The 13,451-nt window shown below is 53.0% G+C and carries 12 protein-coding genes and 8 tRNA genes; 6 read left to right on the plus strand and 14 right to left on the minus strand.

Annotated elements, in window-relative coordinates; genetic code table 11:
* Positions 1 to 81 precede the first annotated feature (81 nt).
* Together QCD60_RS28225 and QCD60_RS28230 are read right to left on the minus strand one after the other, a co-directional pair.
* Positions 82 to 600, minus strand: a complete 519-nt coding sequence (locus QCD60_RS28225; protein ID WP_279790564.1) for a hypothetical protein — start codon at positions 598 to 600, stop codon at positions 82 to 84.
* Positions 601 to 690: 90 nt separating this feature from the next.
* Positions 691 to 1,698, minus strand: a complete 1,008-nt coding sequence (locus QCD60_RS28230) for a hypothetical protein (RefSeq protein ID WP_279790566.1) — start codon at positions 1,696 to 1,698, stop codon at positions 691 to 693.
* Positions 1,699 to 1,943: 245 nt separating this feature from the next.
* Here QCD60_RS28230 and QCD60_RS28235 point away from each other — a divergent pair, with 245 nt between their 5' ends.
* Entirely contained in the window at positions 1,944 to 3,059 is a 1,116-nt protein-coding gene (locus QCD60_RS28235) for a substrate-binding domain-containing protein (RefSeq protein WP_279790567.1), read from the plus strand.
* Positions 3,056 to 4,819, plus strand: coding sequence for an ATP-binding protein (locus QCD60_RS28240; protein WP_279790569.1), 1,764 nt, complete (start codon positions 3,056 to 3,058; stop codon positions 4,817 to 4,819). The genes QCD60_RS28235 and QCD60_RS28240 overlap by 4 nt, the downstream gene beginning before the upstream one ends.
* On the opposite strand, the gene QCD60_RS28245 is transcribed toward QCD60_RS28240, so the two are convergent.
* Positions 4,773 to 5,735: a LysR substrate-binding domain-containing protein gene (locus QCD60_RS28245; RefSeq protein ID WP_279790572.1), complete on the minus strand. Its 963-nt coding sequence runs from the start codon at positions 5,733 to 5,735 to the stop codon at positions 4,773 to 4,775. The genes QCD60_RS28240 and QCD60_RS28245 overlap by 47 nt on opposite strands.
* A gap of 77 nt (positions 5,736 to 5,812) precedes the next feature.
* Between QCD60_RS28245 and QCD60_RS28250 the strand changes: the two genes are divergently transcribed.
* Positions 5,813 to 7,138 carry a D-serine ammonia-lyase gene (locus tag QCD60_RS28250; protein ID WP_279790573.1) on the plus strand — a complete coding sequence of 442 codons (1,326 nt, stop codon included), beginning with the start codon at positions 5,813 to 5,815 and terminating at the stop codon, positions 7,136 to 7,138.
* A 158-nt stretch (positions 7,139 to 7,296) separates the two neighbouring features.
* On the opposite strand, the gene QCD60_RS28255 is transcribed toward QCD60_RS28250, so the two are convergent.
* The 8 genes from QCD60_RS28255 to QCD60_RS28290 all read right to left on the minus strand — a co-directional run bounded on the left by QCD60_RS28255 (position 7,297) and on the right by QCD60_RS28290 (position 8,184).
* Positions 7,297 to 7,372: transfer RNA gene (locus tag QCD60_RS28255), tRNA-Val, on the minus strand.
* 32 nt (positions 7,373 to 7,404) lie between these two features.
* Positions 7,405 to 7,481 (minus strand) — tRNA-Asp (locus QCD60_RS28260).
* Positions 7,482 to 7,525: 44 nt separating this feature from the next.
* Positions 7,526 to 7,601: transfer RNA gene (locus QCD60_RS28265), tRNA-Val, on the minus strand.
* Between the two features lie 37 nt (positions 7,602 to 7,638).
* A tRNA-Asp gene (locus tag QCD60_RS28270) sits at positions 7,639 to 7,715 on the minus strand.
* 44 nt (positions 7,716 to 7,759) lie between these two features.
* Positions 7,760 to 7,835, minus strand: a tRNA-Val gene (locus QCD60_RS28275).
* Positions 7,836 to 7,872: 37 nt separating this feature from the next.
* Positions 7,873 to 7,949 (minus strand) — tRNA-Asp (locus QCD60_RS28280).
* Positions 7,950 to 7,994: 45 nt separating this feature from the next.
* Positions 7,995 to 8,070, minus strand: a tRNA-Val gene (locus QCD60_RS28285).
* Positions 8,071 to 8,107: 37 nt separating this feature from the next.
* Positions 8,108 to 8,184: transfer RNA gene (locus QCD60_RS28290), tRNA-Asp, on the minus strand.
* Between the two features lie 220 nt (positions 8,185 to 8,404).
* Here QCD60_RS28290 and QCD60_RS28295 point away from each other — a divergent pair.
* Complete coding sequence (locus tag QCD60_RS28295; RefSeq protein ID WP_279790575.1) at positions 8,405 to 9,058, plus strand: YajG family lipoprotein; 654 nt, start codon at positions 8,405 to 8,407, stop codon at positions 9,056 to 9,058.
* A gap of 109 nt (positions 9,059 to 9,167) precedes the next feature.
* Here the strand turns inward: QCD60_RS28295 and msrB are convergent, their stop codons facing one another.
* Positions 9,168 to 9,566 (minus strand): peptide-methionine (R)-S-oxide reductase MsrB, encoded by a 399-nt coding sequence (gene msrB / locus QCD60_RS28300; protein ID WP_110186871.1) that lies wholly within the window; start codon positions 9,564 to 9,566, stop codon positions 9,168 to 9,170.
* A 183-nt stretch (positions 9,567 to 9,749) separates the two neighbouring features.
* On the opposite strand from msrB, the gene QCD60_RS28305 reads away from it, so the two are divergent.
* Entirely contained in the window at positions 9,750 to 10,967 is a 1,218-nt protein-coding gene (locus QCD60_RS28305) for a pyridoxal phosphate-dependent aminotransferase (protein ID WP_279790577.1), read from the plus strand.
* Positions 10,968 to 11,041: 74 nt separating this feature from the next.
* Here the strand turns inward: QCD60_RS28305 and QCD60_RS28310 are convergent, their stop codons facing one another.
* Positions 11,042 to 11,899: a class I SAM-dependent methyltransferase gene (locus QCD60_RS28310; protein WP_279790579.1), complete on the minus strand. Its 858-nt coding sequence runs from the start codon at positions 11,897 to 11,899 to the stop codon at positions 11,042 to 11,044.
* 251 nt (positions 11,900 to 12,150) lie between these two features.
* On the opposite strand from QCD60_RS28310, the gene htpX reads away from it, so the two are divergent.
* The gene (gene htpX / locus QCD60_RS28315; protein ID WP_279790581.1) at positions 12,151 to 13,047 is read left to right on the plus strand and encodes a protease HtpX; all 897 of its coding nucleotides are present in this window, start codon (positions 12,151 to 12,153) and stop codon (positions 13,045 to 13,047) included.
* A gap of 70 nt (positions 13,048 to 13,117) precedes the next feature.
* On the opposite strand, the gene QCD60_RS28320 is transcribed toward htpX, so the two are convergent.
* Positions 13,118 to 13,423: a hypothetical protein gene (locus QCD60_RS28320; RefSeq protein WP_279790583.1), complete on the minus strand. Its 306-nt coding sequence runs from the start codon at positions 13,421 to 13,423 to the stop codon at positions 13,118 to 13,120.
* Between the last annotated feature and the right edge of the window lie 28 nt (positions 13,424 to 13,451).

A 13,451-nucleotide genomic window follows, 5' to 3' on the forward strand; every position in this document is an offset into this window, starting at 1 on the left:
TCGGACATGGCGTGGCGGCGTTAATGGTGATAGGGAGATGAGAGCGCCCGATGTCGCTCTCAAAAAGGCCGCCATTTTACGCTATGACCTTACAAAGGGGATGGACTTTAGCACCTTATACCGACATGGATCAGTATTTCGTTGATGTCCACTGCTGACATAGAGCTCAACCGTATCGGTGGACCAGGAGAATCCTTCATCAAGCGCCAGACTATCGGCATTCGCCTCAGCACCACCATTTAGCCAGCCTAATGTGACATGCGGTACGAAGTCCCGCTTATCATCTACGCCGAGCAGACCAACAGCAGCGATCCCGTCCATGACCGACTGCCTGAGCATCGCAAGCTCTGGAGTCAACACGGGAAAGGCTCCAAGCAGCGTCCGATGACGACCCACAGCCCAGGGTCTCAGCTCGCCAGGCTGTAGCGTCACAGCCTGCTCAAGTGCGGTGCTTTTCAAACTCAGGCTCACCTGCTCCACCATCGGTGCAATCAGCTCAACTGCCACATCACCAAGAAACACCAGAGTGAGATGCACATCAGCAGCGGGATGTACTGAGCGCAACGACTCAGGGCACAACGCCAGCAGGCGCCCTGCCATAGGCTCAGGCACCTTGATCCCCCAGAACAATCGCAATGACTCAGTCGGCTGCACGTGATACCTCGACCTCCGCAGGGCGTGGACAGATTCTTAACGACGCTTGACCAGATCCTCGATACGCACCAGGCGCTGGTTGATTTGCTGACGGAAGCTGTCAATAGACCGGATAGCATCCTCAGTCTGACTGATACGTTCCTCCATCGCAGACAGGCGGATATCACTATCCTGCGAAGAAGTACTGCGTTGAGCCCCCTTCAGTGCCTGTTGCTGACTGGCAAGCTGTTTACCCTGGCTGACCAGGTCCGACTTGAGTGAGGCAATACTGGCGCTGAGATTATCCTGTGCCTGTTTCAGTTCATTCAGCTCAGCGACTTGCGTAGAACTCAGCTGGCCTGTAGCAGTGCTGTTATGATCAACCCTGGTCTGCATGTCCTGCAGCTGTTTATCCAGCAGTGCCAACTGGGTACCCAGCTTACTCTGTACATCAGCCACCGTGCTTTCTACCGTGGTCAGACGATCCAGCACCTCGCCCCGTCCTTTGTCCAGCAGGTCAAGGCGTTGCGATAGCGCATCGAACTGGCTGGATTGCGCAGATATACGCTCACTCTGGGCGTCGAGACTGCGATCCTGATCACCCTGATGATTGGTGATGGACTGTACCTGTGTGACCAGATCCTGTACCTGGCTTTCCAGAGACTTTTGCCACTGCTGATACTGATTGAGCAATTGCTGCTGTTGCTCGGTAATGTACTCCTGCCCCAGCTTGACCTGGCTCAGGGTAGACTGCAGCTTCTGCCCGGACTCTGATGTGGTCATCTGGCTGGCACTGAGCAGCCCCTCCAGCTGCCCAAGGCGCTGACCGGCTTGCTGTAACCGGGCCTGAGTATCGGTTAACTGGGCTGATAGCTGCTGTTGCTGGGTATAAGACCAATACCCCAGTCCGCCCACAGCGACCAGCAATAACAGGCTGACTCCCCAGCCTCCTCCTGACTTGCCAGTCGCTCGCTGATTGCCGGCAGCCACATTCGCCGCTCTGTGCTTACGCTCTTCCGCAGGGCCAAGGCTCGGCAACTCACCGAGTGGGTCCTTCTCATGCATAGACTTACCTTCTTGAATGCTGTTCACAGGATCTGCGAATAACGAGATACCACCGAAATACTGCAGCGAATGAATTGATGTAGCAAAATTTTCATTTCACGCCAAGCGCTCTGCATTGCTCCTGATCGATGCCAGCGAAGAGGCTCCGGCAGATTGAGCCCTTCACATAGTGGTTCTACAATGCCTTTTATTCAAGAATGCCGACGAACTCGGGACCGTTGCGATCCCTCCACCTGGATTCACCAATGCGTACACTGCTGTTTTGTTTCATAAGTACGCTGGGATGGCTATGGCAGCTCAACGTACAGGCTGCCGAGACCTGGAACTATCCCTACTGGCACCTTAGTGACTATTTTGCTGCTCACCCAGAGCAAAAAGTCCTGAGTGACGCCCTGGCACAGACGGTCAGCGTACCGGCAGTCGCACTGACCTCTCCGCCTTCCCACCCCGTAAAGATCATGATCGTGCAGCCGGGCAATCAGGTTTCAGGCTACTGGAAAACCAATGCGGACGTGATCAGCCGGCGCCTCAACGAGTTACAGATTCCCTTTACCCTGCACGTATTCAATCTCCGCCCTGATGAGCCACCAAGACAGCAGGAGGCCAAATTAGCGCTGGCGCTGAATCAGCACCCGGACTATCTGATTACCACGCTCGACTCCATGCCAGACAAAAAAATGCTGGATCGGGTACTGATTGACGGAAAAACGAAGCTGATCCTGCAGAACATCACGACACCATTGAAAGAATGGGATGCCCCGAAGCCGCTGATGTATGTCGGCTTTGACCATGAACTGGGTACACAGCTGCTGGCTGATCACTACCTGACCATCCTGCCCAAACACAGCCGGTTTTCCGTCGTCTACTGGTTGCCCGGATATGTCAGCCAGACTCGGGGGGACACCTTCATCAATCAGATGGAGCAAAAGGGTGAATGGCAGCTTCTCTCTGCTTTTTACACAGAGGGCACACGCAGCTCTGCCTATCAGACGACCGAACGCATTCTGGCACAATCACCGCAGCCATCGATGATATTTGCCGCAGCGACCGATCTGGCCGTGGGTATCAGCGATGCACTAGCTCACCACAGCACTCAACACGGCACGGTGTTATTGAATGGCTGGGGCGGTGGTGACAAGGAGCTGGAGATGCTGAAACAGGGGCTGATAGAAGCCACTGTCATGCGTATGAATGACGACAGCGGCATTGCCATCGCCGAGGCCATACACCTCGACCTGCAGCATCAGCCCGTGCCTCAGGTGTTCTCCGGCAAGATGGTACTGGTGACCAGCCATACTCCTGCCACCGAGCTGCAGTCATTGCGCCAGCATGCTTTCCGCTACTCAGGCATCCAGCAATGAAACGCTACTCACTGTTTGCGTTCTGGCTCTCTGCATTGCTGCTCCTATCAGGCGCGGGCACCGCATTGATTTATGGCCTCAGCTATCAGAGCGGGCTGAAGCTGGCTGAAGCGGAAACGCAACGCACCTACTCTCAGCACAGTAGCCTGAGCCAGTATCTGTTCAATCAGTACATTCAGGAGCTGGATAAAAGGCTATTGGAGTTCAGCCAGGAAACAGAGGTGCTGCAACAGTCACAGCAATTGAATCAGCAGCGCCTGGACCAAATCTATTACGACAAATATCGCTCCGCCTTTGATCTTCTGCTTATCAGATCCAGGACAGGCACGATCGATCTGTCCTCTCCGCTTTACGACACTGATGCGATAGCCAGTCAGCTGAAAGCCTTGCCCAGCAACCAGTGGCGCCTGATCAGCCACCCGCAAACACACTGGACGGCGATGCTGATGGCGAAACCACTGATCAACACCAGAACGGGAGAAATACTGGGACAGGTCATTGCCGGAGTGGTGATCAATGATAGTTTTGCCCTGATAAAGGCACTGAATGCTTCCTTGACCACGGATGCACAGGGTATAGCACTGCTGTATAACCAGCGCCTGCTGATCACCTCAGGGCAGATGGATAGCAGTACCAGAACACTGCTCGGTCAGAGTGATCCTGTGAGTCATCCGCTCGTCCAGCGCCATGACACGCTGATACTCAACCTGCCACTACGTATCAATGGCGATGATCTGGGTTTGAATCTGGCTATTTGCTTATCCAGCGCCCCTCTCAATGCCTTTCGTGCCAACCTCAACGAAGTATTGCTGGCTGCCATTCTCACCATACTGCTGCTCTCGGCACTGATCGCCATCCTGGCGTCGAAACTCAGTGTCGGTCCACTGCACCGGCTGGTGAGTCTGGCGCAAAGCCCACACTCGGCAGATACCGAATTCAATCACCCTATCAGCGAATTTGATCTGCTGGGCAAGTTGCTTTCCCAGCTTATCTACACCCTGCAAAGCCGGGAAAGGGACTTACTGGCCCTGAACAGGGATCTGGAAGAAGCACGCCATCGCGCCAAAACCCTCAGCCAGCAACTAATGATGCTGCAGGAACAGGAGCGCAAAACCCTGGCACGAGAATTACATGATGAATTGGGGCAATGCCTTACCGCAGTCAGCTCCGATGCCTACTTGCTCAAGCATCGGATTCAGGACGATGATCTGGCACGCCAGTGTGCTGAATCCATTTATGACACATCCAAGCTCATGTATGACACGGTATATAACCTGATCAGAACTTTGCGCCCCTTGCCACTGGATGAGCTGGGGCTGATAGATGCACTGGTCAACATCCCCATACTCGACACCCTGCAGCAAAAAGGGGTGCAATTCCTGCTTGACGTTCCCGACCCCGAAGAAGTGGAGGAGCTGGACGACAAAACCGCCATTGCACTGTATCGCATCAGTCAGGAAGCCCTGACCAATGTCGCCAAACACGCCTGTGCCGACAATGTGGAATTAACGTTGAGTGTCACTGAGGATGCGGACTGGGTCAGCCTGAAGATATACGACAACGGCATCGGCGTACCGCCGGAAAAGGCGCATCAGCGCTATGGCTTGCTGGGTATGCGCGAACGCGCAGAAAGTCTTGGCGGAACGATGGAGTTGCAGTCGCGAACCGGAGCCGGTACCTGGCTCGAAGTACATGTCCCTTTTGGTCGCCGGATTATTCCGGCAACCAATCAGCCAAGTGTCGCTGACAGCTACGCTTGAACTCTTCAATCTCACGTTTAAGCCATTGACAGAACTGCACCACGCCCGCCTGACGACGACGCTCTGCATGAGTAAGCAGGACATAGCGCGCAGGAGACGGCACAGCGGGTGCCCACAGTGCCTTGAGCTGCCCAGAGTTCAGAGCATCAGCAACCAGCGCCATCCGACCCATTGCCACTCCCCTTCCCTGTGCCGCGGCTTGCTGCGCCAGCTGCGCCAGGTTGAATATCTGTTCCTGACGTGGCTTCACTTCGGGCAAGGTCTTGGCTTTTAACCACGCCCGCCATTCATCGTGAACATCGGCACCAGCCCAGCCCACGCCATCCAGCAGCCATACCTGATCCTTAAGATATTTTTCCGGTGTGGGCTGCCCCCCCTCCGCCAACTTGTCCGCTGCCACGACTGGCAGCAGATATTCTTCCAGCAACACCTCGTCAAAACCAATCGGATATCCCCAGGGGTCATAGCGAATAGCCAGATCGATACCTTCTGCTAATAACTCCCGAGGAGAAAGAGCATGAAACTCCGCCCGCAGAGAGACCTCAATGTCGGGGTACGCAGCAGAAAAACGACCGAGACGCGGCAGCAACCACTGCATGGCAAAAGAAGGGCAGCAACTGACGACCAGCTGGCGGTCCGTTTCGGGACGGCGAATCCGGCGAACCTCGTCAGAAATTTCTGCTACCACACGTGATGTCAACGCTGCAAGGCGGCGGCCTTCGGGGCTAAGCATGACGCCACGCCCCTGACGAATGAATAGCGATACCCCTAACTGCTGCTCAAGCTGACGCACCTGCTGACTGACAGCGCCTTGGGTAACACAAAGCTCATCGGCGGCTTTGGTGAAACTTTGCAGCCGGGCTGCGGCTTCAAACACCCGCAGGCCGTTCCAGCAAAGGCTATTTAGGATTGGCATTTATATTAGGATTTCTAATTCTAGAGTTAAGGGCATGCACTTATTGGCAGTTTTGAATGCTGTATATTTAATGCAATTTGGCCCACCAAGGCAGCATTATGCAAACAGAAAACCTAATCCGGCAACTACAAAAAAATATTCCTGTTCTCTGGACAAACCCACACTTTCATGACGTTGACAGCACCGATAGTGTCACCAAGGAACTGTCCGGCCTGCGCCTCGAAGCTATTGCACGCTGGCAGTGGCTGGAAAGTTTTATAAAAGAGCGCTTTCCAGAGCTGCAAAGCACGGCAGGTATTCTGGATGCACCACTCATTGAGCTGCCTGATCAATACCAGCCTCTGGGCGCTCATCCGGACACTGGACGCTACTTGATTCAGGAGGATCACCAGTTTCCGATAGCTGGCTCTGTCAAAGCACGCGGAGGCTTTTATGAAGTACTGCTGTTCGCTGAGTCACTCGCCAGACAACATGGACTGCTAACAGAACTGTCCCCATCCACAGCTCTGGGCAGTGATGAGGCCAGAGCCTTGTTCAGCCAGTATCGTATTGGAGTCGGCAGCACTGGCAACCTTGGCATGGCCATTGGCCTGATGTCTGCCGCACTGGGGTTTCAGGCAGAAGTACATATGTCAGTGGAAGCCAAAGAGTGGAAAAAACAGCGCCTTCGCCAACATGGCGTCAAGGTCGTTGAACATTCAGGCGATTATGCCAAAGCGGTGGAAGCAGGCAGACAACAGGCCGAACTAGATGAAAAAGCCTACTTCGTTGACGATGAGCGCTCCAAAGCCCTGTTTGTAGGCTACAGCACTGCCGCTACCTGTGTTCAGCAAAAGCTGGCAATGCAGAATATTGAAGTCAGTGCCGAGCACCCCTTGCTGGTTTACATACCCTGCGGGGTTGGGGGTGCGCCAGGAGGTATTGCCTTCGGACTACGGCAGCTATTTGCACCACATGTGCACATCTTTTTTGTCGAGCCCTGCGCATCACCCTGCGTACTCGCTAATCTCGCCTCATCTGCACTAGCAAATGAAGACTCTGTCAGGGACGAAGTCAGTGTTTACGATTGGGGATTGAACAACCAGACGATCGCAGATGGCCTGGCAGTCCCTACAGCGTCAGGTTTTGTATGCTCTGTGATGCAACAAAGACTCTCTGGAGTGATAACGGCCAGTGATGAGGAAATGCTTGATCGGCTTCGTCAGCTATACAAACAGACGGGAATTAAGATAGAGCCTTCCGCTGCCGCGGCGTTATTGGGGCCAGAGCGGTTGTTGAATACCATAGAAGGACAGACGTACCTGCAGCGCCAGCACATCAATCTATCCAAAGCTACGCACATACTCTGGACAACAGGTGGCAGTTTAGTACCTGAGGAGATATTCAGCTCCTGGCTTAAATAGGCAGAAGATAAAGCAATGGCAAGTGCTGGATGTTCTGGCACTTTCCAGATCGCGGACTAATAAAAATGGCAAGTAATTAAGATTTTACAAAGCATGGAGATAATTAAATTTAAGTCTGAGTTAATGCAGAAAAAAGATGAGGATTAAATGAACCGAAGTGGTGGGTGCAAAGAGACTCGAACTCCTGACCCACGCCTTGTAAGGGCGTTGCTCTACCAACTGAGCTATGCACCCACTTCGCACCAGACTCACATCTGGGTTTTAAATGGCGGAGCGGACGGGACTCGAACCCGCGACCTCCGGCGTGACAGGCCGGCATTCTAACCGACTGAACTACCGCTCCACACTAACCTTCACTAACAAGCCTGTGTCACCAAGCTTCCTTAGTGGTGGGTGCAAAGAGACTCGAACTCCTGACCCACGCCTTGTAAGGGCGTTGCTCTACCAACTGAGCTATGCACCCACTAAGGATGTTTCCAAATTTATACTCTCTGGAAGAGTGGCGGAGCGGACGGGGCTCGAACCCGCGACCTCCGGCGTGACAGGCCGGCATTCTAACCGACTGAACTACCGCTCCACACTAACCTTCACTAACAAGCCTGTGTCACCAAGCTTCCTTAGTGGTGGGTGCAAAGAGACTCGAACTCCTGACCCACGCCTTGTAAGGGCGTTGCTCTACCAACTGAGCTATGCACCCACTAAGGATGTTTCCAAATTTAAACTCTCTGGAAGAGTGGCGGAGCGGACGGGGCTCGAACCCGCGACCTCCGGCGTGACAGGCCGGCATTCTAACCGACTGAACTACCGCTCCACACTAAACCTTCACTAACAAGCCTGTGTCACCAGGCTCCCTTAGTGGTGGGTGCAAAGAGACTCGAACTCCTGACCCACGCCTTGTAAGGGCGTTGCTCTACCAACTGAGCTATGCACCCACTAAGGATGTTTCCAAATTTAGACTCTCTGGAAGAGTGGCGGAGCGGACGGGGCTCGAACCCGCGACCTCCGGCGTGACAGGCCGGCATTCTAACCGACTGAACTACCGCTCCACAATTTCCATCAGCGACCAGTGCGTCGTGATGTGGGGCCGCATTTTACGCATTTCCCAATACTTGTCAAACACTTAAATCGCTTTTTCATCGCTATGCAGACGACAGCCACTGGCCCCAATGCAATCTGCGAATTGCTGCTTCTTTTACGGCTGCGACAGAGGGCTCACCTTGACGCTATGGAACTCGCATCGTTTAAATAGCAGCGTTGTTTTACAACATGGTTGCCCTTGTCAACTTAATCTCTCTGCCACACAAGCAAGCAACACTTATTATAGATAAGCCAACACTTTCGAGGATTCACTCCATGCGCGGTTTATTAGCAGTCGCAGTATTAAGCCTACTGCTGAGCGGGTGTGCGCTAAGTCCACAAGCCATCACGCTAACCCCTCAACTCCAGCCTGGCACCTATCAGGCCAGAGGACAAAGTATCAGCGTCAGTATCCAGGATCAGCGAGCGAACCCAGTACTAGGTACTCGCGGTGGCATCTATGCACGCACCAGCAATATCACATTACGGAATGATGTCAGCCAGACTCTCGCCAATAGTCTCGGGCAGGCATTGAGCAGAATGGGCTTCCAGGTTCAGGACTACAACAGTGCCAATGTACACATGCGTGTGATTCTGGATCGACTTACCTATCAGGCTTCTGTCAAGGGTGTCATTCAGACAGTTGACCTTTCCAACAGCATCAAAGTTGTGATTGAACAAGGCTCCTTCACCTATACAGGCCAGTTCGAGACGGAAAAACACCATGAGTTCGCCCGCATTCCTGACGAACAGACCAATACCCGAATAATCAATGAGCTCTTTGCTGACACACTGAACCGCGCACTAAGCGATCCGAAGGTTCGGCAGGCCCTGCAGCGCTGAGCGCCTGACAAAAAAGAGGCATGCAGCCCAGGCTGCATGCCTCTTTTTTATTACTTGATGATTACCAGACCGCTTATCATCGGGTCATTATTTAAATGACCTTCTCTATTCAGTCAGAGGGTACAAACTTCATCGCTATAGAGTTTATACAGTAGCGCAATCCGGTAGGTGGCGGACCATCCTCAAATACATGCCCCAAATGAGCGTCACAATGATTACAACGCACTTCCGTGCGAATCATCCCGTGTGAATTGTCACGCAGACTGCTGACTGAATCGCTTGAAGCCACTTCCCAGAAGCTTGGCCAGCCAGAACCCGATTCATATTTATGATCGGATGAGAACAATGGATTATCGCAGCACACACAGTGATACCACCCCACCGCGTTGTGGTAGTAGTACTTACCACTGAAAGGCGGCTCAGTACCGCATTGCCGACAGACGGCAAACTGCTCAGGAGTCAACGATTCCTGCCATTCGCTTTCAGAACGCTGCGATTTTTTTTCCATCGACTACCTCTTTCCTCTTGTCGGCTTATTCACTTGCAACGACCTTGCGGCTGCGTATGATGAGTCGTCGCCTTATCTCAGAGACATGCCTAGCCTGCCTCACCAGTCTGACACCCTCTTCTTATAAGGCTGTTGCCCCACTCCCTCAAGAGCCACCCTTTGACACCAAGAGACAGCGTTACCATGTCCGTCATCCGCAAGTCGCAGAAATTACTCAATGTTTGTTACGACATCCGCGGGCCAGTCATGCAGGAAGCCAAGCGCCTGGAAGATGAAGGCCAACGCATCATCAAGCTGAATATTGGCAACCCCGCCCCCTTTGGCTTCGATGCGCCGCAAGAAATCATCACTGATGTCATCCACAACCTTCCGAATGCCCAAGGTTACAGCGACTCGAAGGGGCTGTTTGCGGCGCGTAAGGCCGTCATGCATAGCGCTCAGCTACGCAGCATTCAGGGGGTGACTATAGAAGACATCTATCTTGGTAACGGTGTCAGCGAGCTGATCGTCATGGCAATGCAAGCCCTGCTGAACGATCACGATGAAATGCTGATTCCAGCGCCAGACTATCCGCTGTGGACAGCAGCAGTTAACCTCTCTGGCGGCGTAGCTGTTCACTACCATTGTGATGAGAACAACGACTGGACTCCTGATCTGGAAGACATGGAGCGCAAGATCACTCCCCGCACTCGCGGCATCGTAGTCATCAACCCAAACAACCCAACCGGCGCACTCTATCCAAAAGAGACCCTGGAAGGTATTACCGAGCTGGCGCGCAAGCACAATCTGCTGCTGTTCGCAGACGAAATCTATGACCGCATTCTTTATGATGGCGAAGAGCACACGCCTTTAGCCTCACTGTCTGATGACGTTCTGTGTCTGACCTTCAACGGCCTGTCGAAGACCTATCGCGCGGCAGGATTCCGCTCTGGCTGGATGATTCTGAGCGGCCCCAAACACAAGGCCAAGGACTATATCGAAGGTCTGGACATGCTGGCATCAATGCGATTGTGTGCCAACGTACCAGCCCAGCATGCTATTCAGACTGCACTGGGCGGATACCAAAGCATCAATGATCTGATCACTGAGGGTGGACGCCTGCTTGAACAGCGTGATATGGCCTGGAAGTTACTCAATGAAATTCCTGGCGTGAGCTGCGTCAAACCAAAGGGAGCTCTTTACCTGTTCCCACGCCTGGATCCGAACGTTTACCCCATCCGCAATGACGAGAAATTTGCACTGGATCTGTTGCGCCAGGAAAAAGTGCTGATCGTACAGGGCACCGGGTTCAATATGAGCGACACCCAACACTTCCGCATTGTATTCCTCCCCCACAAAGACATGCTGGAAGAAGCCATCGGCCGCATCAAACGCTTCCTGAGCAAATACGAACAGCAGTAATCCATCAATCCTCAAGCCAGCAGCGGCTCATTGATCAGTCAGCTGCTGGCTTGGAGTTATACCATCGCCCTCAGTTATGGCTCATAACGCAACACCAGTACAAAGTCGCCCTGTTGCTGAACATGATCTACGTAAACAAAATCGGGACCTTCCCGCTTCAGTAAACGTTTGAGATTTGGCAAAGGCAGACTTTCATCCGCTCCCCATAATGCCAGAATGCCTTCAGGCACCAGCACAGGTTCAAGCCGACGCAAAGCCAAAGCCGCTTGCCTCTGCACATCACCATGCATTTCATGGCAACGCACTACCGCACCATCTATATCCAGCTGTTTCGGCAACCGGCTCCAGCAAGAAGCCATGGGCTGGTCTACCAGCCCCAGCCGATCGGCACGATACCCAAGGAAACGGTGCACATCTCTCAGGTGATCCTGCACCCAGCGCTCGCCGGTGACATTGACCACGTGCAGTGCCCCGGCACTGAGCGCTGCCGAAGAAAACAGACTATCCAGCGGCTCCAGATTCAACCAGGTACGTCCAGGTAAGTATGGCATCAGGGCACTGAGCAACAGTGAGTCATCCAACTGCCAACCATCGATCAGACCTTCACCACTCCAACTGAAATAGCGTTTCCCAGCCCAAGCCTGAGCCCCCCCCTGGCAACCCCATACCTTCGGTGACTCGCCCAATAACCTCATTGGCTTGCCATCCATGCACACACTCAGGCACTGAATACCTTTAACGTGCAAGCTGCCCCACAGGTGCAACACATCCTCCTCGCTCAATGGAAGACCTTCACAGTAGAGCTCGGCCACCGGAGGCAGCCAGTTAAGATACAACCCACCCTCTTCCAGCTCACAGCTTACAAAGTTGGCCTGCGTCTCATCCAACTGCCCTAAAGCACCGCCTAATGTCTGCCAGACCTGGCTATTCATATACGTTTCTCCGCCTGACCTCCCATCGCGTGCCGCGCAGCATGCCAAACTTCATGCACGCACGAAAGCGCAAACCGCTGCTGCATGAACATCTGAGCTAACAAAAGCCAGGTAACCAAGCCGCTGGAAGCAATAACCGCGCAGGGTGCAGGGTAACACTTTGATAAACTCAACAACCATAATTTGCTTGAATCCTTATCCCGCCAATCTATCTTAGAGCTCATCCTGACAAATGGAGGTTTAATTCAACTATGCGAATCCTGCTATTTCTCGCGACCAACCTGGCGGTCATGGTCGTGGCGGGTATCGTAATGAGCTTGCTCGGCGTGGGATCAACGCTGAAGGCCAACGGGGTGGACCTGGACCTTCAAAACCTGCTGATCATCTGTGCCATTTTTGGCTTTGCTGGCTCTCTGATCTCCTTGTTCATGTCGAAGACAATGGCTAAATTTTCGACTGGCACCAAGATCATCGAGTCACCCAGAACAGCTCATGAAAAGTGGCTATTGGACACAGTGGCCGAACTATCTAACAAAGCAGGCATCAAAATGCCCGAAGTCGGGATTTTTCCTGCACAGGAAGCGAATGCGTTCGCAACGGGATGGAATCGCAATGATGCTCTCGTTGCTGTCAGCGAAGGGCTATTGAGCCGCTTCCGATCAGAGGAAGTCAAAGCGGTACTGGCTCACGAAATTGGGCACGTCGCCAATGGCGACATGGTTACGCTTACCCTGATTCAGGGAGTGGTGAACACCTTTGTCATGTTCTTCGCGCGCATTATTGGCCATACCGTAGATCGTTTCCTGAATAGTAATAATAATGAGCAAAACTCTGGCTACGGCATCGCCTACTATCTGGTGTCATTTGTGATGGAGATCATATTTGGCATACTGGCGTCAATTATTGTCGCCTGGTTCTCCAGATTGCGGGAATATCGCGCCGATGAAGCAGGTGCCAGACTGGCCAATAAAGATGCCATGATCAGCGCTTTACAGAGACTGAAACAAGAGTACGAGCTACCATCCAGCATGCCTGACCAGCTGACAGCTTTTGGCATTCGAGGCGGCATGAAAGGTGGACTGGTCGCCCTGATGGCAAGCCACCCTCCTCTTGATGATCGTATCAATGCTTTGAGACAGCTGACTTAAACCACAAGCACAGTCGCATGAACGATAAAATGGGAGCGCAAGGCTCCCATTTTTTCATTCTGGGTATGACTCACTCACGTGCATAAAAGGGGAGCTCGATTTGCATCTCATCACTCGCCAAACGGCGAAAGCCCCGGGCTTTGAGTGCCAAGCAGCGACATTGCAACTGCTCCCAGGCATGCTCGAACTTCAACGGCAAACGACTCCGTTTTACCGTCAATAAATTGCCAGAGAGCGTATAAGCCTGCGTCCAGAGATACCAATCCCCTACAAGATCTTGCTTGATCTCGATACAGATCATCTCCACTGACGAACACCACTTAAAACGCAAGCCTGGAATCCTTACAATAGCGCGCATGAAAAAAAGGGGCGCCATTGGGCCTCATTCACATTCAAAAGTAAAG

This window comes from Pokkaliibacter sp. MBI-7 (genome assembly GCF_029846635.1).
In the GTDB taxonomy this organism is placed as follows: domain Bacteria; phylum Pseudomonadota; class Gammaproteobacteria; order Pseudomonadales; family Balneatricaceae; genus Pokkaliibacter.

What these genes read in the sequence shown, in the direction of transcription:
- QCD60_RS28225 (WP_279790564.1), bottom strand. Translation starts at nt 600, where the DNA reads ATGGCAGGGCGCCTGCTGGCGTTGTGCCCTGAGTCGTTGCGCTCAGTA.
- QCD60_RS28230 (WP_279790566.1), bottom strand. Translation starts at nt 1,698, where the DNA reads ATGCATGAGAAGGACCCACTCGGTGAGTTGCCGAGCCTTGGCCCTGCG.
- QCD60_RS28235 (WP_279790567.1), top strand. Translation starts at nt 1,944, where the DNA reads ATGCGTACACTGCTGTTTTGTTTCATAAGTACGCTGGGATGGCTATGG.
- QCD60_RS28240 (WP_279790569.1), top strand. Translation starts at nt 3,056, where the DNA reads ATGAAACGCTACTCACTGTTTGCGTTCTGGCTCTCTGCATTGCTGCTC.
- QCD60_RS28245 (WP_279790572.1), bottom strand. Translation starts at nt 5,735, where the DNA reads ATGCCAATCCTAAATAGCCTTTGCTGGAACGGCCTGCGGGTGTTTGAA.
- QCD60_RS28295 (WP_279790575.1), top strand. Translation starts at nt 8,405, where the DNA reads ATGGTTGCCCTTGTCAACTTAATCTCTCTGCCACACAAGCAAGCAACA.
- msrB (WP_110186871.1), bottom strand. Translation starts at nt 9,566, where the DNA reads ATGGAAAAAAAATCGCAGCGTTCTGAAAGCGAATGGCAGGAATCGTTG.
- QCD60_RS28305 (WP_279790577.1), top strand. Translation starts at nt 9,750, where the DNA reads ATGTCCGTCATCCGCAAGTCGCAGAAATTACTCAATGTTTGTTACGAC.
- QCD60_RS28310 (WP_279790579.1), bottom strand. Translation starts at nt 11,899, where the DNA reads ATGAATAGCCAGGTCTGGCAGACATTAGGCGGTGCTTTAGGGCAGTTG.
- htpX (WP_279790581.1), top strand. Translation starts at nt 12,151, where the DNA reads ATGCGAATCCTGCTATTTCTCGCGACCAACCTGGCGGTCATGGTCGTG.
- QCD60_RS28320 (WP_279790583.1), bottom strand. Translation starts at nt 13,423, where the DNA reads ATGGCGCCCCTTTTTTTCATGCGCGCTATTGTAAGGATTCCAGGCTTG.